A 17,658-nucleotide genomic window follows, 5' to 3' on the forward strand; every position below is an offset into this window, starting at 1 on the left:
CGCTATTGGACTAGGAATCGGCAGTGGATGCAAGCATCGGGGCGCTACCCGGGGCAGCCTCTGAGGCAGGGCTCGGGTGATGGGCAACCGGTTCACGACCTCGCCGTAAGGCCGTGAACCGGTAGTTAGCGGGTCATCTTTTTGACAAACACCACCACGAACAGCGCCAGCGTGAAGCTGCCGGTGAAGGCCTCGAAGGCGGCGAAGATCCTCGACAGACCGACCGGGGTGAAGTCGCCATAACCCAGGGTGGTGAAGGTGACCACGCTGTAATAGAGGCACTCGAGCAGGAAGATGGCGTTCTCATCGAAGCTTGCCTCTGGTCGGTAGATAAGGTGCTCCCCCTGAAAGCTCAGGCCAAAGAAGAAGTAGAAAATGCTGCAGATAAAGATGAGCAACATGGAGAAGAGCACCACCCGCATCGGCGCCTCGCCATAACCACAGAAGAGATCGACCACCCACGAGGTGAAACGCTGGCTCGACCAGAACGGCAGTTGCAGGCGGCGCATGGTGAGCTCCTGCTGGATATAGTTACCTGACATGGTGAAGATCCCCTGCGCCTCGGAGGCTTTACGCAGATCCCGGTAGGTCTCTTCCGCCTCCTTGAACCAGATACGCGCCTGTTTGGGATCCCGTTCACGGCGTCCCTTGCGATCCTGCATCACCCGTTTGCCGGTCTTCATGTTATCGAGCCGGGTGTGGTGCCAGCGAACACCGAGCAGGTTGACGTCATCGAGGGTGGCGCACTGGAGGTTGGCATCACAGAGATCGGCCTTCATCAGGCTACCCCCCTTCATGCGCAGGCCGTAGAGGTGGCCACCGCGCAGGTTGGCGCGATAGAGGTTGCACTGCTCCAGTAAAAATCCTTGATCGGACTCCTTTTTGACCAGATTGAGTCCCGCCAGATTGGCGCGTGACAACTGCAGACCGTGGCAGAGGCCGCCGTCACGGACATACTGTTCGAGCGCCTGCGCGGTGTGGGCCTCCTGATGACTGGCATGGGGATCATGCCAGTGGCAGAGATCGTGTTCGCCCGCCTCTTCACTGCAGTGGCGGCCATCGGCCACCAGATAACGACACATCGCCATCTTCGTTTCCCTCGTATTGCCGAACTGGTTTCAGCATAGGCTGGGAAAAGGCGGCGCGGCGGCGTCTTAGCTGAACTGGTTGAACTCCTGACGCAGCTTGCGAAAACGCTCCTGCTGGGCCGGGTTGAGGGGGATGCCGTCGAGCACCTCCAGGGTGTCTTTGCACTCGGCACCAAATTCCGGGCTCTTGCGGTTTTTCTGCATCAGTTGCAGCAGCACCTGGATCTTGTTGAGGGCGGCACCGGTATTGGCGGGGGCGCGGCGCAGGGCCTCACGAAAGTGGCCGAGTGCCTGCTCCAACTGCCCAGCTTGATAGGCTTTGATCCCCAGGTCATTGAGCTGCTGGTAGCGTTGGCGCCGCTCCAGCACCGTCCTGTCATCCCGGGTTGCCTGAATGCAGGTGGTGAGTAGTCGGTCTTCGTCCTCCGCCAGTAGGCTCTGCAGGCTTTCGGCGTATTCGAACTCGCCGAGCTGATAGAGGGCGAGGATGGTTTCGCCAAGCAGGGCGGGGGGCATGGTGGCCGGTTCATCGAGCCAGTTCTGATTGGCGCGATAGAGCATCTTCTTGCCCTTGAGCAGCTCGCCCAGCGCAATCTGCACCCGGGCCTGACAGATCTGTTCGAACACCGGGTAGTTGAACTCCGACATCATCAGCGAATCACGGATGCGCGACAGGGCCGTATTGACCTGCTTTTGCAGGTTGGCGATGTGGTAGCTGTCGTTGCTGTTGAGGGCGTAGAGGGTCAGGGTCTGGATATAGGCCCCCAGATAATGGGGCGTGCGGTGGATGGAGTTGCGTGACAGGTCGATCAGCGACATCAGCACATCCTTGGCTTGGGCGTAGTCGTGACGCTGCAGGCACACCTCCGCCAGCCGACGGGAGAGTTGCACCGACTGGGGGGAGATATCCACTGCCCGTCTCAGCTCCTGCTGCGCCTGCTCGTCATTGCCAAGGGCTAACAGGGATTCCGCCAGCCAGAGGTGAGCCTCCACCATCAGCGGGGTATTTTTGAGGGTCGCCTGCAGATGGCTGACCGCCTCTTCGTGGAGCCCCAGGGTGTTGCACGCCTTGCCCAGGGTCAGGCGGGCCCAGCTGTTCTCCTGCCCGGCCAGCAGTTGGCGCATCAGGGAGCGTGCCTCTTGCGCCTGACCCACTTTGAGATGGGTATCGGCCTGCAGGCAGCGGCAGTAGTTGGCAAAACGGGGCACCGCATCGGCCCGCTCGGCACAGGCGGTAATGAGGGCTGCCAGATTGTCATCGGCCAGCGCGGTAAAGACGCTGGCCAGCGCGTTGCGCCGTGCGAGGGCACGCTTCAAGCGAAACGAGAACTGCTCCTGGGAGAAAGGTTTCATCAGGTATTCGTCCGGTTCGGCCTCGAGCGCGCTCAGCACCATGGCGCGGGAGCTGTCGCCACTCACCATGATCACCACGCTCCGGGGCGGGATCAGGTGCTGGTCGCGCAGGCTCTCCAGCAACTGGCGGCCATTTTCGCCGACCCCCAGATCGTAATCGATGAGATAGATATCGAAGCTGCCCTTCTGGCAGCGGCGCCGCGCATCCTCGGCGGTATTGGAGTAGGTGATGTTGTTGATGCCCAGATTGATCAGCATCGCCTTCATCATCACCTGAAACGCGCGCTGCTCATTGACCATCAGAATGCGTTGCGGCTTGGCTGGGCTCTTTTTTTCTGGCTCTTGTTCAGGTGTCTGCATCTGTCTGGGTCGAGGCGCTACGGGCTGATGGGAGAAAGTGTGCCACCAAAGCGCCCGAAGAGGCAATTGGCCAAGTTGTCGATTGCGAACCATCTCCGTTTGTCCGCCTCTTGCCCGCGATGAGTGAAAGAAAAAGGCCCTGTTGCCAGGGCCTTGAACTCACCGTTTTTTCTCTGCCAGATAGGGAGCAAATTGCGGCGTGTACTCGGCCTTGAACCCCTGTTCGGTCTTGATGATGAGATAGACCGCCAGCTTGTGCTGTTTGGCAAAGGCCATACCTGCTTCGGGCCCCATCACCATCAGCGCGGTATCGAGGGCATCGGCCTCCAGCGCGGTCGGGGTGATGACGCTGGCGGAGACCAGCTTGTGGGTAACCGGCTGGCCGGTGGCGGGGTCGATGATATGGGAGTAACGCTGGCCATCCATCTCGTAGTAGTTGCGATAGCTGCCCGCGGTGCTGAGCGCCATGCCGTTGGGGATGACGATATCGGAGAAGGCCCCCGGCTGATCGGAGGGTTCGACGATGGCCACTTTCCATGGCGAGCCCTTGCTGTTGTTGCCCTTGCTGCGCACCGCACTGGCCACTTCGATCAGATAGTTGTGTACCCCCTTGCCCTCGAGCAGGGTGGCGATTTCATCCGATGCCGCCCCCTCGCCGAGGGTGGAGAGGTCGAGATAGAGATCCGGGATCGTTTTTTCGAGCAGGAAGTGATCCCCTTGCGGGGTCAGGGTTAGCTTGTCGATCCCCACCTTGTGGCGGGCGGCGGCGATGGCCGCCTCATCGGGCCGCTTGACCGGGTGTTTGTCGGGGCCAAAGCCCCACAGATTAACCAGTGGTCCCACGGTTACATCCAGCTTGCCCCGGGTCAAGTGACCAGCATCAATCCCCTGCTGGACTATGATGGCCATGGCGGGTGGGATGGCAAACGGGGTGTTGGCGGGTCCCTGATTGAAACGGGAGATGAGCGAACCCGGATCGTAGGTGGAGATCTGCTTGTTCATCCGGGCCAGCAGGCTCTCTACGTCGCTTTTGAGGGCGGGCTCCCCACCGGGGTAGCTATCGCTCAGGGTCACCACATAGTAGGTGCCCATGGTCTTGCCCTGAATACGGGTCTGGGCAGGCGGGGTGGGCTGGCAGCCGGCCAGCGCCAGCAGCAGGATCAGCAGCAGGCCGCGCAGGGCCGCCACGGGGGTCATCGCAATCATCCGGTGCTCTCATCTGGAGAAGGTTCATATCGGGGCGCTAGCCTAGCCAAGGGGCGCCCACCGAGCGAGCGATGATGAGGCCAATCGGGGGGAAAAGGGCAGAAAAAATTAAACAGTTTTGAATCAGTGACAGCCGCGCGCCGTACCGTCCATCCGTGAGGGGAGAGAGTGGCGAGTACAGCACCGTCTGGTGACCTGGCCCGCAGCTTTGGCCAAAACCCATCGCCGATTGAAAACAATTGGGTACAATGAAGGTCGATTTAGACGGCATCTTTGCGAAGCGTTCACCGCATCCGCCAAGTCGTTGCCATCCATTGCCAATCAAAGGAGAAGATGATGAAAAAGGCGATTACCCTGCTGTTTCTGAGTACTCTGGCTGCCCCGGCTCTGGCCGATGAGTGCGCATTGATCATCGAAGGCAATGATGCCATGCAGTACAACCTCAAAGAGATGAGCGTGCCGGCCACCTGCAAAGAGGTGACGGTTACCCTGAACCACACCGGCAAGCTGCCTGCTACCGCCATGGGCCATAACTGGGTGCTGACCAGCACCGCCGACTATCAGACTGTGGCGACTGCCGGGATGAGCGCCGGGGCCGAAAACGGCTATCTGCCCAAGGATGATCCCCGGGTGTTGGCCCACACCAAGATGATCGGCGGCGGTGAGAGCAGCAGCGTCACCTTCAAGACCGATGGGCTGGCGGGCAAGGATCTCACCTTCTTCTGCTCCTTCCCCGGCCACTTCGCCATGATGAAGGGCGCCTTCAAGATCAACTAAGGCGATGACCGGCATCGAGCTGGTTACCTGACTAGAGAAAGCCGGGATTGCCCGGCTTTTTCATCTCTGTTGCTTGTGTGTGGTGGCTGCGTGCAGCCGACTTCCGCGCTATTTGGCCTGCAGGGTAAAGAAGGCGATGGCACTCTTCTTCTGACACTCGAAGTGAATGCTCTCTTCCCCGGTCACCACCAGCGTCTCGTTGAGGGCCACCTCTTTGCCCTGCACGGTCAACTGGCCACTCAGCAGGTGGCAGAGGTAGGTCTTCTCTGGCTCAAGGGTCAGGGTCAGGGGGAAGGGGAGGTTTAAAACCCGCACGTTGGCGGCAATCCGATCCGGATGGTAGATAAGCCCCAGATCGGTCACCTCTTTTTTCAGCAACTCGCAGTGGATCTCCTCATCGCCGCTAAAGTGCGCCGCCTCGAAGGTGGCGTAGGGGTGGCCGTTGAGCACAAAGCCTGCCCCGCTCACCGGCAGTAAAATGCGCTGATAACCGGGAAAGGGGGAGAAGGGACCCGCGCTCTTGATGGGGGCCGAGCTTAGTCGGTAGTCAAAGTCGAGGTTGGCAAGGCTCGCCCCCTTGGGGGAGATGAGGAGCTGGCTGGTGGTACCCTGCTGGTTTTTCCAGGGCATCTTCTGGTGGTCAGACTCTTGAATCAGGGAGATCACGGGCACGTCCTCACGATGAAAAAATGCAGGGAGCCGGGGACATCAGCCCCGGCTCCCTGATAGAGATTGGTGATGGTAAAGGCGATCAGCCCTGACCATCCAGCGCAGCCAGCCGCGCTTCCATGGCGGCGAGACGGCTCTTGAGCTCGTTTACCTCCTGCTCCAGCTCGCTCAGACGGTCGACGGCGGGGGAGGCGTAAGCTGCCGCAGGGGCGGCATCTATCATCGCCTGAATATCCACTTCGCCGCTAAAGAGGTGGGCGTAGCGGGATTCGCGCTTGCCCGGCTCGCGCGGCAGTTTGACCACGTAGGGGCCACGCTCGATAAGGGTGCCGAGCACCGCATCGACTTCGGTCACGTCATCAAAACTGCAGAGGCGGTTGGTGCGCGAACGCAGTTCACCCGGGGTTTGCGGGCCGCGCAGCAGCAACTCGCAGATGATACCGAGCTCGCGGGTATCGAATTTCAGCTCGCCAAACTCGGTGTTGCAGAATCTGTGCTGGTAGCGGGGCACCCGGGCGTTGAAACCGGCGGTGTTGACCACCAGCCGCTTGCGGATCAGCTCGTCCACCACGGCGCGGATATCGAGTTCTGAGAGCTCCAGCACCGGCTCGCGGTTACTCTTCTGATTGCAGGCGTTGACCAGTGCATTGAGGGAGAGGGGATATTGATCCGGGGTGCAGATCTCTTTTTCAATCAGACAGCCGATGACACGGGCCTCCAGCGGGCCAAGTATTAACTCCATTTCCTACTCCCTTTCAAATCGCGATATCAAGTGACCCTATCTTAATCATGGTCCATGCCGCGTCTAGCGCGGAGCGCGATTTTTGCGAGCTAATCAGGAGGTTGGCGAAAGGCTCGCCAACCATTGTGCAAGCAGGACTCATGGATGGCTGTGATAAAAACGCGATTTGTCGGCATACATGGCATCGTCCGCTACCCGGCTGAGTTCTGCCAGCGGAGTCTTATCGCTGCTGCTCCAGCCGATGGCAAAGCGCAGCGGGAAGCTGTGTTCCCCATGTTGCACCGTTGCGATCTGTTGGCTGTCCTCCAGCCTGGCGGCCAGTCGCTGGCAGGCGAGGTGATCGGCCTCCGCCAGCAGAACGAACTCGTCGCCGCCGATACGGAAGATCTGTTCATTTTGGCGGCAGAGGGTGCGCAGCTGGCGAGCCATCTGGATCAGCAGGGCGTCGCCCGCCTCGTGCCCATACTGGTCGTTGGTGCGCTTTAGGCCGTTGAGATCGAGCATAAAGAGGGCGAGATGGCGTTCGGGATGGCGCGCAAGAACCGCCTGATAATGATGGAAGGCCTCTTCAAATGCCTGCCGGTTGGGCAGGCCGGTGAGGTTGTCGGTACGGGCAACCCGCGCCAGCTCATCGGTAAAGAGTTGCCCCTCGATGCCCACTGCCAGCTGTTTGGCAAATAGCCGCAAGATGGCCCTGTCTTCTGGCTCCAGCCCTTCGGCGCTGACCATCAGATAGCCAAACAGTACGCCACTCTGGCTACCGGGCAGGGTCATGATCTTCCAGAGTGCGTTATCCCACTGGCATTCGGATTGTTTGACCTCCTCATCCATCAGTTGGGCCAGTTTTTGCTGCAGGGCATCCCGCAAGGGGGCATCCACCCCCTGGGTCAGTGAATAGTAGAGCTGCCCGTCGCGGAGGATCACCAGCCCCCAGCGGTGGCCCGGATAGAGCAGGGAGAGTTGCAGCAGGGCAGAGCTGGCCAGCTCTGCAATATCGATATCCGGCTGTTGGTGTAGACCGAACTGCAGCCAGGATTGCAGGATATGGCGGCTGCGCTCCTCCCGGCTCAAGGCCGAGCGCAGGGCGGTCGTTTGTAAGACAACCTCTTGTTCCAGCTCATCGTTGAAGCCGAGCAGCCGCTGGTTGAAGGCCTCCTTCTCGCCATTGGCCTGCTGCAGCTGTTCATTCTGCTGATAGAGCGCCCGTACCTGGGCCGAGATGGTGTAGGCCATCTCCTGCAGCAGCTGGCGCACCTCGTCGTACTCCACAAAGCGCAGCGGCGCCTGCCGTTGCTGGTAGTTGCCCTTGCCATAGCTGCGCACGAGCGCGGCCAGCGAGCGCAGCGGTCGGGTGAACCAGCGGGTTAGCCAGACGCAGCCGATGGCCACCAGCAGCAACATGACGGCGATGCTGACGGTCAGCAGCTGCTGGGATTTGTTGAGTTCGCTGACCCTGTCATCGCTGTAGCTGTAGAGGGTGATGGTGGGGGACATCGTCTCTTCCAATTGCGGCCAACTGATGGTCAAGCGCTGCGCCATCTGGCTGGGCACCCGGTCGTCCATGTCTCTGGTGCTGTCGTGTGAGCCTTCGTAGAGAGGGGTATCTCCTTGTGAAATAACCAGATACTCGCTTCCCTTCAGATAGGGTTCCAGTAGTTGGGCCATCTGCCGCCAGGGGAGGAGCGCCATCACGAAGCCGGAAGGGGTCTGCATCACGCCTGCGCGCTGGTGGTTGCGATAGATGGGGGCCACCAGCGCCAGTCCGCTGCTGCGGTTCTGCGCCCTATCGCCAAACAGCACGGGATCATCGACGGGCAGCAGCAGATGCTTGCCCTGTTTCGCCTCATGGGTCTTGCTCCAGGCCATCAGTTGCGGCATCAGGTTGCTCGACTCGAGGTGGGAGGCCTGGCCATTGATGTACTCCACTACCCGTCCCTTGCCATCGATGAGGTAGGCCGAGGTCAGCAGGCTGTTGGACTTGATGAAGGTAGCCAGCGCCAGCCGGGCATGACTGGAGAAGAGAAAATTCTCGAGTGCCTGATTGAGCACCCGGTCGTTGCTGAGTTGCTGAAGCTGGGTGCCGATCAGGTTGCTGCGAAAGAGTGCGTCACGGGTCATGCTGGTGAGGGCCCGCTCCAGCTGGGATTGTTCGCTTTGGGCAATGATCTGGTGCTGACGAGCCAGCAATATGCCGCTCACCAGCAGCGCAGGCAGCAGGGCAACGGTGAACAGGATGACGACGAGCGTGGGACCGAGACGAAAGGTACGGTGGCTCATTTTGACTTGACCTGCCGGTATTGCTGATCGGCCAGTTGCTGCATGTAACGGGCCGCATCAGCTGCACTGCTTCCCTCTATGAAACGCTCGAACCCTTTCTCCATCGCTTGCCAGGCGATGGACATGGCGCTGGCGGAGGGCATGGGGGTACTGAGGGTAAACTGTTCCAGCATGACCTTTTCGTGCGGTGCTGGCTGTTGGTTGATGGTGGCAAAAGCCTGCTCATTGATTGGCAACAGCGCACCCTGCCGATACATCAATTGCTGAATATCCTCCCGCTGGATAAAGGCCATCAGGGCTTTGATGACGGGCTGCCGCTCTTCATCTGCCATTGCCCAACGAGAAACACTCAGGACGTAGGCTCCGCTCATTGAGTGCATCTGGCGGTCTTCCCAGTGAGGCAGCAGGGCCACGCCAAGCCGTTCTCCCATGTTTTTAACCAAGTCATTGAAGGCCCAGTCCCCGTTGACGAGATAGGCACTCTTGCCCTCGTTAAAACGGGTGAGGGCGGTATCATAGTCGCAGTCGGGATCGCCCCACAGCTCTCTGGCGACAGTGCGGTAGGCTTCCAGTGCCTGAACCATGGCCGGTGTGTCGAGAGTGATGCGGCCTTCGGTCACCGGCGAGCCACCAAAGGTGAGCAAAAACGCCGCAAAGTAGTACATCTCGTGATAGGGCCAACTGACGGGGGAGATCCCTTGTGCAAGCAGGTGTGGGGTAATGGCGTTCAGCTCTTGCCAGCGGGTGATGGGGGTGGAGACCAGTTCCTTGTTGTAAAACAGCATCAGATGGTTGCCCTGCATCATGGGCATGCCCCAGCGTTGCTGATCCAGGGTGACATATTGCAGAGCACTGCTCATCAGCGCAGATGAGAACCATCTGGTTGGCAGGGGGGCGAGGGACATCTGCCGGTAGAGACCGATAAAGTCGGACGGGATCAGCATCAGGTCAGGTAATCCCCTGGCTTGCGCAGCCAGCAGGATATCCGCCTTGATCTTGCCTGACTCGAACTGGGTGACATGCACCCTGTGATTGCCTTCCTGATTGAAGCGGGTGATCACGTCGTCGATCACATATCCGGCCTGCTGGGAGTGCCACAACTCCAGCGTTGGCTCATGGGCCCGCAGTGGCTGGATGCCAGAGAAGATGCACAGCAGCAAAAGATGATAAAAAAACCGATCTGTGGTCATGTTGCCTTCACATCTCTCCATTTAATCAGAAATGAAAAGAGTAACAAACAACCGCTACCGTCGGTAGTGTGGCGGATCAACTAATTGACTGATGCGACATAAAGCCCGACGCTTGGGTCGGGCTAGGGGATAAATTGCTTATCCGCATATTCTTTGAGGCATTTATTGTGGATGTTGTTTGAGGATGTCGTATATCTCCTCTTTCAGTTTGAGTTTCTGTTTTTTCAGATCTCTCACCTCGGCGCTATAGTCGCTGGCGTGATGCTTTTCCAACTTTCTAATCTCCGCATCCAGGTCGTTGTGCAAGTCAAACTTCTTCTGGAAATGGACATCACTGCTCTTCAGTTTAGAGATGAGTTCTCTGTACTCTGGGAACATGTAATGGAGCCTCCTTGGTTTCGTTTGATTGTGCCTTGGAGACCAAGCTACCCCTTCCCCCCCCAGATAAATGTGATCCGGATCCAATTTGGGAACAAAGGTTTGCTGCATCAGGGATATAGCTTTTAACTCTTTGAATCACAAGAAGATAAGACATTCATGAGTCAGCTGGATGGGGGGCTGGAATTCTGATCACAGTTGTGACGGCTGGATGATGGCCGCAAGCTGGCAAACGGGCAGCAAAAAGGGGCACAGAGCCCCTTGCTGTAACCGGTATAGCGTTTACTCTTTTTTCTTTTTCTTCTCGGGCAGTGGCTTGCCGTCGCGGTGGATCACCTTGCCCGCCTCAAAGCTAATCTGGGCGGCCAGCTCCTCCAGATCCGCCGACTTGGCCTGATCCCCGATGGCGTAGCGATAGTTGGTGATGGTCAGCTTGTCGGCCACCGGCGTGTCCGGGACGATAGGCTCGCGCCAGCCCTGGCCGATGTGGGCCACCAGGGTGCCATCCATCAGCAGCTCGCCGACGATCTCCTGAGTCGGCGTACCCTTGCCGTAGGTCAGGCCCTGAGCATGCTTCTTGCCGACCAGCGGCTCGTTGCTGGCGGGCATCAGCTTGGTGCGGATCAGCCACTTGGGTGACGGGTTTTTGCCCACCGCCTTGCCGGTCTGGTACTCGTTGATCTTGATGGTCTTGATCATCTGAGCCATGAAGTCCTTGGTCAGCGCCTTCTGGGCCTCATTGGTTGCATCGATGGCGATGGGAGCCACATACCAGGTCTGGGTGGCTTGCGTCTTGGGAGCGGCAGGGGCAGTTTGCGCCATGGCCAGGGGGCTGAGCAGGATGGCAGCCAGCAAGAGTCCTATCTTCTTCATTGTGATTCCGCTTTTGTTTCAACAAGAATTTTGTTTTGCCAGCGACGACTGCGCCAGCGCCAGAACATGGCCAGACCGCGCACCCACTCGTCGCAGGCCAGCGCCAGCCAGATACCGACCAGTCCATAACCCTGCATGATACCGAGGAAATAGGAGAGTGGCACGGCAATTCCCCACATGGAGAGCAACGCCATATAGAGGGGGAAGCGGGCATCCCCGGTGGCCCGCAAGGCATTGATCACCACCAGATTGAAGGTGCGGCCGGGTTCGAGGATGAGGCTGATAAGAAACAGTTGCGCCACCTGGGTGATGATGTCGGCGTCATCGGTAAAGAGGCTGATGATGGTGCGGCCATTGAGGGCCGCCGCCACGGCGATGACGCAGGTGACCGCTAGCCCGAGCTTGAGGCTCTTGAGCAGTTGCTGATAGGCGCGATCGAACTGTCTTGCGCCCGCCAGATGGCCGATGATGATCTCGTTGCCAAGGCCGATGGAGAGACCAAACAGCAAAATAAACAGGCAAATCTGGAAGAAGTAGGACTGGGTGGCCAGCGCCTTGTCCCCCAGCAGGCCAACAAAGGCGGTCACCACCATGAACTGCAGCATCCAGGAGAGGTTCTCCCCCGCCGCAGGCAGGCCGATATGGAGCACCTTGCCCAGCATCTCCCGGCTGGGGTGGACAATATCGCGCACCACCAGCCGAATGCCGGTCTTGCGGGTCACCAGCCATACCAGCAACACCACCCCGACCAGACGTCCCGCCACGGTACTGATGGCCACGCCCGCAACCCCCATCTCAGGCAGGCCGAACCAGCCGTAGAGCAGCAGCAGGTTGCCGACGAAGGTGATGAGGTTGACGATCAGGGTCACATACATCGCCTGACGGGTGTGGCCGTGGGCGCGCAAGGTCGCCGCCAGACAGAGGGCCGCGGCCTCAGGCAACAGGCAGAGACCGATGATCTGCAGATAGAGGGTGGCATCGCCCATCAGATGGGCTGGCAGGTTCATCAGCGCCAGCATGGTGCTGGCCCCCGCCATCACGCCGATGGCGGCCACCAGACCGATCAGCAGGTTGAAGCCGATCGCGGTGTGGATCACCACCCGGCTCTTCTCCCGATCGCCCGCCCCCAGATACTGGGTGATCACCACGCTGGTACCGATGCTGACAAAGCTGAACAGGGTGATGGCGAGATCGAACACCTGATTGCCGACTGCCAGTGCCGCCACCCCCTGATAGGAGACGTGACCCACCATGAAGGTGTTGAGGGCGCCGGTCAGAAAGTGCAAGGCGAGGTCGATAAAGAGCGGCCAGGTCAGCGCGAAGAGCGAGCCCGGGCCTGCGTGGGATTGAGATTGCATGGCATGTCCAACAGCTGGGAAGGCACGGGGGAGTGCCTTCTGGGGGCGCATTTAACACCAAGGCCAAGGCCGGTGCAATCCTTGTGCAGGATTGCACCGGCCATGGGATCGGGCCAAGGGATCAGGCAGGCGTGGCGCCCGCCTCCTGTTCACTGGGCAGGGTGAGGCGTGCCGAGTCGGGCAGGGCATCATCCTGTGGCCAGTGAGAACGGATGGCATCCGTGGTGCTCTCCACCACCGCATCATCCTTGAATACCGGCTCGCGGTAGCAGCGGGTCATACGCAGGGCCTGATACATGTCGGGGCAGAGAATGATCCCCTCGTCACCCACTCGCACCCCGGCCTGCTTGAGCCAGTGGGTCATCTGGCCGTGGCGGCCCGCCATCACCATATGGATGCCACGCCGTTTCAGCTCTTTGTGCAGCTCCCCCACCATGCTCATCACGCTGATGTCCTGATGGGTGAAACAGGCAACGGCATCGATCACCAGGCACTTGGGGGCTCGGGGATCCTGCAACAGCAGGGCCATGACCCGCCGCTTGAAGTAGGGGGCGTTGAAGTAGGTCAGCGGCGAATTGAAGCGATAGACCAGAATGCCCGGGATCGCCTTGGCCTGTTCGTTGTCCCCCAGGGTGCGCACCACCCCGTCGTCATCCATGCCGAGCAGCTGGTCGGTGGGGCGCATCACATTGCGCAGGAACTGGAACAAGCCGAGCAAGACCGCGAGGGTGATCCCCGGGATCACCCCCATGGTGAGCACGCTGATAAAGGTGATCAGCGCCAGCCAGAAGGCGGAGCGATCCGAATTGCGCAGGGCCCAGAGGCCGCGAAAGTCGGTGAGCGACAGGGAGGCCATCACCAGCACCACCCCGAGGGCCGCGGTGGGGATGTACTGCAGCGGCGCTGTCAGGTAGAAGGTGATCAGGGCAATCACGGCGGCGGCGATGATGGAGACCAGCTGGCTCTTGCCGCCGTTGGCGTCGTTGACCGCGGTGCGAGAATCCGCCCCGCTGATGGCAAAGCCCTGAGAGACCGCGGAGGCGAGGTTCGCCATACCGAGGGCGCGAAACTCTTTGTCCGCGTCGATCTCGTAACCATTTTTGGCGGCAAAGCTGCGGGCGGTCAGCATCATGGAGACGAAGCTCACCATGGCGAGGTTAAGGGCGGGCAGCACCAGCTCCCGCATCAGTCCAGGCGGGAATTGTGGCATCTGGAACGCGGGCAGGCCGGCACCCACTGTGCCCAGGGTGGCGATATCAAACTGGCCCAGATTGAAGCCCCAGACCAGCGCGGCGGTCATCACCATGGCCACCATGGAGGAGGGCCAGGCCGGTTTGTAGCGCTTGGCCAGCAGCAGGGTGAGCAGGGCCACCAGGCTCATGGCCAGGGTCGGCAGATGGGTCTGGTTGATATAGGTGGTGCCGTTGACGATCCGCTCGATGAGGTAACGTTCGCTAAAGGTGAAGCCGAAGATCTTGGAGAGCTGGCCCACCATGATGGTGATGGCCACCCCATTGAGCAGCCCCATCAGGATTGGGCGGGAGAGAAAGTCTGCCAGCACCCCCAGCTTGAAGCGGCTGGCAATCAGGCACCAGAAGCCGGTCATGGCGGTCATGGTCATCACCAGCTGCCAGTGGCGGGTCGGGTCACCGGCGGCCAGCGGGGTCACCACGGCGGCGATCACCGCACAGGTGGCCGCATCCGGACCAACAATCAGCTGGCGGGAGGTGCCAAACAGGGCATAGACCATCATGGGCAGGATGCAGGAGTAGAGGCCGACGATGGCGCCAACTCCGGTGAGTTCGGCATAAGCGATGGCCACGGGCAGCGCCACTGCGGCCACCGAGAGTCCGGCGCGAAGGTCTGGCATCAGCCAGGCGCGCTGGTATTGCAGCAGGGCGGCGAGGCCCGGTAGCCAGCGTTCGAGAGAGAAGAAGTCGCGCATAATTTAACCCATTGAGTTATAACCAGCTTCTCCCCTAGTGTGCCCAAGGTTATCGAAACATTGCAATCAGGTTATGGCCAGTTTACCTGAAGGTCAGGCCAGATAGCCTGCCAGCGTTTCTCCTTGATGCGCTGGGTAAAAATCTGTTTGTCCTGGTGACATCTGGGGTTGGCACTTACTTGTAGCGACCAGTTGATGGCAAAGCCGTAGGGGGCGAGCCACTCGAACTCGCCATCTTGGTGGAGGCGCACACCGATACAGGTGGGAATTTCGACCCAGTGGCTGAGCGCCTCCAGAGTGCTGGTAAAGGGGGCCACGAGTTGCCGCTTATGCATGCGGGCCTGATTGCGCACTTCCCACTGCTGACCCGGCAGCCGCCCGGCCAGCCAGGCTTCATGCTCCGCCTCGGCCAATCCTTGCGGATCGTTTTTATCGAGATAGATAAGGTCGATATCGTTGAGCGGGGTGGGCACCGCCTTGTGATGAAGGTGATCCCAGATGAGGTTGCGGATAAAACCGGCCCCCAGCGCCCAGTCGGGCAGATTGAGTTCAGCTGCGGCTTGCAGGCAGGCCATTCGCTGCGGATCGGCCCGCAGCAGGGCTTCGGTGTTGGCTTGGCATTGCTGTTCGAGGGTTGTGTTCAACGGTTCAGTTGTTGGCATTGCGGCGTAACCAGACATCAATGTAACGGCAGCTCGGCACGATAGTGAGCCCCTGTGCCTGAGTCCAGTTGAAGAGGGCGCGGGCCAGCTGATCGGCAATCCCCTGCACCCGCAGTTCGGGGGGGACGAAGGTGCTGTAGGCGTCGATGGTCTTGGCATCGAGCCGCCGGTAGCGCAATCTGGACTCTTTCCCCTCCACCATGCAGATAAACTGCTGCTGGTTGGCCTGATGGATGATGTCGCTCATGGTGGGCACCTCTGGTATCAAGATGGTGTTGTTGGCACAAGATAACGGTTAGCCAAGGTATAGAACAGATAGTGGGAGCCCGTGGTCAATATCATCCCCCCTTTGCCAGAGAGCGTATCGATATCGCGAGGGAGATCAAGGTGCCCGATGGTGAGTCGGGCATCCCGTTAGCGTCAGCACAAGCGTGCTGGCAAGGGGGATCAGACCCAGGCTCGCTCCAGCAGGGTCAGTAACTGCTCACGGTCGGCGTCCTTGCGATTGAACAGCAGGGCGCCGTCGTTGATCGCCAGATCGCGTATCTCCCCGAGCAGTGAACGATCGCTTACCCCTGCTTCGCTCAGGGTGCGCGGCAGCTTGACCGCTTGCCACAGGGTATCGCGCAGGGTGCGGATGGCGGTGATGGTCGCCTCGGCCCGCTGATGGGCCGGGGTGGCGGCAAATTGCTCCGCCCCCACCAGCGGCAACAACAGTCGGGCCAGCTCGCTATCCACCTCGGGACGGTTGTAGTCGAGCACGGTGGGTAAAAAGAGGTTCATGCACAGCCCATGGGGCAGATGGCAGCGGGCTCCGAGGCTGTGGCCGAGGGCGTGCACCAGCCCCACCATGGAGTTGGAAAAAGCCATGCCAGCCAGCGTGGAGCCTTCCGCCAGTTGCAGCCGCAGCTGTTTGTTTTGCGGGTCGTGGATGATTTGCGGCAGGGCGCTGGCGATCTTCTCCACTGCCATCAGGGCCAGCGCATCGCTCACCGGGTTCTTGGCGGTGCCGATAAAGGCCTCGATGGCGTGGGTCATGGCGTCCATGGCGGTGGCGGCGGTGATATTGAGGGGCAGCCCCTGGGTCAGGCGCGGGTCTAACACCGCCAGCTGGGGCAGCAGGAAGGGGGAGGTGAAGGGCACCTTGCGTCCGCTCGCCTCATCCTTGATCACTGCAACCAAGGTCACTTCTGATCCTGTGCCCGCCGTGGTGGGCACCACCGCTAGCGGCTTGAGGGGACGGGTCAGACAGCCGGCGCCCGAGTAGTCGAGCAGATGCTCCCCTCCCATGGAAGTGAGAATGTTAACTGCCTTGGCGGTGTCGATGACCGAGCCCCCCCCCAGCGCCACCAGACTGTCGCAGTCGAGCTCACGATAGCGTTTGGCGATCCGCTCCACCACGGCAGTGGAAGAGTCGGCCGGGATCTCGTCCCAGATGGCGGCGACCGGCAGCTCCCCGTCGGCCAGCACATTGGCCAGCAGGGTGGCAAGGCCGGTGGCATTGACCCCCTTGTCGGTCAGCAGCAGCGGGCGGCGTGCCCCGAGGCTGGCCAGCTCGCTGGCCAGTTGCTCCAGCGCCTGTTCACCGGCCAGCAGTTTGACCGGGCAGAAGAAATCGTAGTAGCGGCTCATTTCAAGGCTCCTTGCACGTTAGCCGGTCACCAGACCCAGATAGATGTTGCAGGCCCGACCGATCTTGTGGGTCGGGGCAGGATAGTGGCGCAGCAGGGGCCGCGCGATAAAGGCGGGCAAGATCAGGGACTGCAACTGCTCAAGCCCCCGCACCAGATGCATGGCGACGGTGAGATCGCCCTCCACCAGCAGCCGGTTTTCGCCAAATGCCTGATTGACCCCGAGCCGAAAGCTCAGGGCGCGAAACGCGATATTGGGGTGTTTGAAGCGCACACGCAGCGGATGGATGGTGGCATGAGGGGCGGCTGGCGCACCGGGATACCAGCGCCCCCCGTGTTTGTGCATGTTCATGGCGTAACCGATGCCGCCGACCTCAAGGCGGATCGCCAGCCCGTCCGGCAGCGGGGCCAGCTCCCGGCGCACCGCTTCGTCGGTACGGGCGGCGCGGCAGAGGGTACGACCCACCACCCACAGCAGGGTGATGATCCAGAGGCGGCGGCCAAGGGCGGCCGCAGATTCAAGCATCCGTATTGACATGAGGATTGGCTCCTGAGATGGCTGACCAGAAGAGGGCGAAGGCACTGGCTTGCCAGTAGTCGTCCTGTCCCAGCTCCGGTTGATCGACAAACAGTGATGCGCAGGCGAGGAACTGGCCCTGACACACCTCCAGCAACAGGGGGGCGGGAGCCTGCATCAGCTCGCCGCTGGCCTGCCCCTTTGCCAGCAGGGCAGGCAAAAAGCGCAGGGCATCGTTGAGGATCTGGCTGCGGGCCGGGCGGGCCAGCAGCGGGGAGTGAAAGAAGCCCAGCACAAATTTGAGCTCATTGGGGTTAGCCTGCATCCACTCCATCGCCAGCTGCCAGTAGTGGCGGGTCTGGTCGTACAGCGGCAGGGCGGGGTCTGCTTCATGGATGGCGCCCCCCATCCGGGTCTTTACATCCTGATAGAGTGCGAGGATCAGCGCCTCCTTGCTCGGAAAGTGGTGGAACAGAGTGCCGTTGGCCACCCCGGCCGCCTTGGCGATTCTAGCGGTGGCGGCCCCCTGCAGGCCATCCTCGGCGCAGAGCGCGAGGGCGGCATCCAGGATCTGGCGGCGCTTGTCGGTCATGGTTTGTGGCTGCGGGATAGCCTGGTTCATGGTCATCTCC

At 60.5% G+C, this 17,658-nt stretch carries 17 protein-coding genes; 1 reads left to right on the forward strand and 16 read right to left on the reverse strand.

Features of this window, described 5'->3' with window-relative positions; genetic code table 11:
* Positions 1 to 125: 125 nt before the first annotated feature.
* The 3 genes from BN1125_RS05190 to BN1125_RS05200 form a co-directional block, all read right to left on the reverse strand.
* Positions 126 to 1,088 carry an ion channel gene (locus BN1125_RS05190; protein ID WP_042011069.1) on the reverse strand — a complete coding sequence of 321 codons (963 nt, stop codon included), beginning with the start codon at positions 1,086 to 1,088 and terminating at the stop codon, positions 126 to 128.
* A 66-nt stretch (positions 1,089 to 1,154) separates the two neighbouring features.
* A complete protein-coding gene (locus BN1125_RS05195) occupies positions 1,155 to 2,801 on the reverse strand; it encodes a tetratricopeptide repeat protein (protein ID WP_042011070.1) in 1,647 nt (548 codons plus the stop codon).
* Between the two features lie 159 nt (positions 2,802 to 2,960).
* On the reverse strand, positions 2,961 to 4,007 hold the full coding sequence (locus BN1125_RS05200) for an FAD:protein FMN transferase (RefSeq protein WP_084202259.1): 1,047 nt from the start codon (positions 4,005 to 4,007) through the stop codon (positions 2,961 to 2,963).
* A 336-nt stretch (positions 4,008 to 4,343) separates the two neighbouring features.
* Between BN1125_RS05200 and azu the strand changes: the two genes are divergently transcribed.
* Complete coding sequence (gene azu, locus BN1125_RS05205; protein WP_042011071.1) at positions 4,344 to 4,784, forward strand: azurin; 441 nt, start codon at positions 4,344 to 4,346, stop codon at positions 4,782 to 4,784.
* Between the two features lie 108 nt (positions 4,785 to 4,892).
* Here the strand turns inward: azu and BN1125_RS05210 are convergent, their stop codons facing one another.
* The 13 genes from BN1125_RS05210 to BN1125_RS05270 all read right to left on the reverse strand — a co-directional run bounded on the left by BN1125_RS05210 (position 4,893) and on the right by BN1125_RS05270 (position 17,648).
* Positions 4,893 to 5,450, reverse strand: coding sequence for a HutD family protein (locus BN1125_RS05210; RefSeq protein ID WP_042011072.1), 558 nt, complete (start codon positions 5,448 to 5,450; stop codon positions 4,893 to 4,895).
* A gap of 85 nt (positions 5,451 to 5,535) precedes the next feature.
* A complete protein-coding gene (locus BN1125_RS05215) occupies positions 5,536 to 6,195 on the reverse strand; it encodes a YceH family protein (protein WP_042011073.1) in 660 nt (219 codons plus the stop codon).
* A 138-nt stretch (positions 6,196 to 6,333) separates the two neighbouring features.
* Positions 6,334 to 8,472, reverse strand: a complete 2,139-nt coding sequence (locus tag BN1125_RS05220) for a GGDEF domain-containing protein (RefSeq protein ID WP_042011074.1) — start codon at positions 8,470 to 8,472, stop codon at positions 6,334 to 6,336.
* Positions 8,469 to 9,662 (reverse strand): sugar ABC transporter substrate-binding protein, encoded by a 1,194-nt coding sequence (locus BN1125_RS05225; RefSeq protein ID WP_042011075.1) that lies wholly within the window; start codon positions 9,660 to 9,662, stop codon positions 8,469 to 8,471. The genes BN1125_RS05220 and BN1125_RS05225 overlap by 4 nt, the downstream gene beginning before the upstream one ends.
* Positions 9,663 to 9,824: 162 nt before the next feature.
* Entirely contained in the window at positions 9,825 to 10,040 is a 216-nt protein-coding gene (locus BN1125_RS05230) for an HP1242/YdcH family protein (protein ID WP_005337763.1), read from the reverse strand.
* A gap of 282 nt (positions 10,041 to 10,322) precedes the next feature.
* Positions 10,323 to 10,913, reverse strand: coding sequence for a hypothetical protein (locus BN1125_RS05235; RefSeq protein WP_042011076.1), 591 nt, complete (start codon positions 10,911 to 10,913; stop codon positions 10,323 to 10,325).
* The gene (locus tag BN1125_RS05240) at positions 10,910 to 12,271 is read right to left on the reverse strand and encodes an MATE family efflux transporter (protein WP_042011151.1); all 1,362 of its coding nucleotides are present in this window, start codon (positions 12,269 to 12,271) and stop codon (positions 10,910 to 10,912) included. Before BN1125_RS05240 ends, BN1125_RS05235 begins: the two co-directional genes overlap by 4 nt.
* 121 nt (positions 12,272 to 12,392) lie before the next feature.
* Positions 12,393 to 14,216: a SulP family inorganic anion transporter gene (locus BN1125_RS05245; RefSeq protein ID WP_042011078.1), complete on the reverse strand. Its 1,824-nt coding sequence runs from the start codon at positions 14,214 to 14,216 to the stop codon at positions 12,393 to 12,395.
* 71 nt (positions 14,217 to 14,287) lie between these two features.
* Positions 14,288 to 14,878, reverse strand: coding sequence for a nucleotidyltransferase family protein (locus BN1125_RS05250; protein WP_042011079.1), 591 nt, complete (start codon positions 14,876 to 14,878; stop codon positions 14,288 to 14,290).
* Positions 14,865 to 15,125, reverse strand: coding sequence for a GNAT family N-acetyltransferase (locus BN1125_RS05255; RefSeq protein ID WP_042011080.1), 261 nt, complete (start codon positions 15,123 to 15,125; stop codon positions 14,865 to 14,867). The genes BN1125_RS05250 and BN1125_RS05255 overlap by 14 nt, the downstream gene beginning before the upstream one ends.
* Positions 15,126 to 15,325: 200 nt before the next feature.
* Entirely contained in the window at positions 15,326 to 16,510 is a 1,185-nt protein-coding gene (locus BN1125_RS05260; RefSeq protein WP_042011081.1) for an iron-containing alcohol dehydrogenase, read from the reverse strand.
* Positions 16,511 to 16,528: 18 nt separating this feature from the next.
* On the reverse strand, positions 16,529 to 17,047 hold the full coding sequence (locus BN1125_RS05265; protein ID WP_042011082.1) for a hypothetical protein: 519 nt from the start codon (positions 17,045 to 17,047) through the stop codon (positions 16,529 to 16,531).
* Positions 17,028 to 17,648: a TetR/AcrR family transcriptional regulator gene (locus BN1125_RS05270; RefSeq protein WP_042011152.1), complete on the reverse strand. Its 621-nt coding sequence runs from the start codon at positions 17,646 to 17,648 to the stop codon at positions 17,028 to 17,030. Before BN1125_RS05270 ends, BN1125_RS05265 begins: the two co-directional genes overlap by 20 nt.
* Positions 17,649 to 17,658: the final 10 nt, after the last annotated feature.

The organism is Aeromonas fluvialis (assembly GCF_000819885.1).
Lineage (GTDB): Bacteria > Pseudomonadota > Gammaproteobacteria > Enterobacterales > Aeromonadaceae > Aeromonas > Aeromonas fluvialis.

Excerpts from the sequence above, each read along its gene's own strand:
- BN1125_RS05190 (WP_042011069.1), bottom strand. The coding sequence starts at position 1,088 with ATGGCGATGTGTCGTTATCTGGTGGCCGATGGCCGCCACTGCAGTGAA.
- BN1125_RS05195 (WP_042011070.1), bottom strand. The coding sequence starts at position 2,801 with ATGCAGACACCTGAACAAGAGCCAGAAAAAAAGAGCCCAGCCAAGCCG.
- BN1125_RS05200 (WP_084202259.1), bottom strand. The coding sequence starts at position 4,007 with ATGATTGCGATGACCCCCGTGGCGGCCCTGCGCGGCCTGCTGCTGATC.
- azu (WP_042011071.1), top strand. The coding sequence starts at position 4,344 with ATGAAAAAGGCGATTACCCTGCTGTTTCTGAGTACTCTGGCTGCCCCG.
- BN1125_RS05215 (WP_042011073.1), bottom strand. The coding sequence starts at position 6,195 with ATGGAGTTAATACTTGGCCCGCTGGAGGCCCGTGTCATCGGCTGTCTG.
- BN1125_RS05220 (WP_042011074.1), bottom strand. The coding sequence starts at position 8,472 with ATGAGCCACCGTACCTTTCGTCTCGGTCCCACGCTCGTCGTCATCCTG.
- BN1125_RS05225 (WP_042011075.1), bottom strand. The coding sequence starts at position 9,662 with ATGACCACAGATCGGTTTTTTTATCATCTTTTGCTGCTGTGCATCTTC.
- BN1125_RS05230 (WP_005337763.1), bottom strand. The coding sequence starts at position 10,040 with ATGTTCCCAGAGTACAGAGAACTCATCTCTAAACTGAAGAGCAGTGAT.
- BN1125_RS05235 (WP_042011076.1), bottom strand. The coding sequence starts at position 10,913 with ATGAAGAAGATAGGACTCTTGCTGGCTGCCATCCTGCTCAGCCCCCTG.
- BN1125_RS05240 (WP_042011151.1), bottom strand. The coding sequence starts at position 12,271 with ATGCAATCTCAATCCCACGCAGGCCCGGGCTCGCTCTTCGCGCTGACC.
- BN1125_RS05245 (WP_042011078.1), bottom strand. The coding sequence starts at position 14,216 with ATGCGCGACTTCTTCTCTCTCGAACGCTGGCTACCGGGCCTCGCCGCC.
- BN1125_RS05250 (WP_042011079.1), bottom strand. The coding sequence starts at position 14,878 with ATGCCAACAACTGAACCGTTGAACACAACCCTCGAACAGCAATGCCAA.
- BN1125_RS05255 (WP_042011080.1), bottom strand. The coding sequence starts at position 15,125 with ATGAGCGACATCATCCATCAGGCCAACCAGCAGCAGTTTATCTGCATG.
- BN1125_RS05260 (WP_042011081.1), bottom strand. The coding sequence starts at position 16,510 with ATGAGCCGCTACTACGATTTCTTCTGCCCGGTCAAACTGCTGGCCGGT.
- BN1125_RS05265 (WP_042011082.1), bottom strand. The coding sequence starts at position 17,047 with ATGTCAATACGGATGCTTGAATCTGCGGCCGCCCTTGGCCGCCGCCTC.
- BN1125_RS05270 (WP_042011152.1), bottom strand. The coding sequence starts at position 17,648 with ATGAACCAGGCTATCCCGCAGCCACAAACCATGACCGACAAGCGCCGC.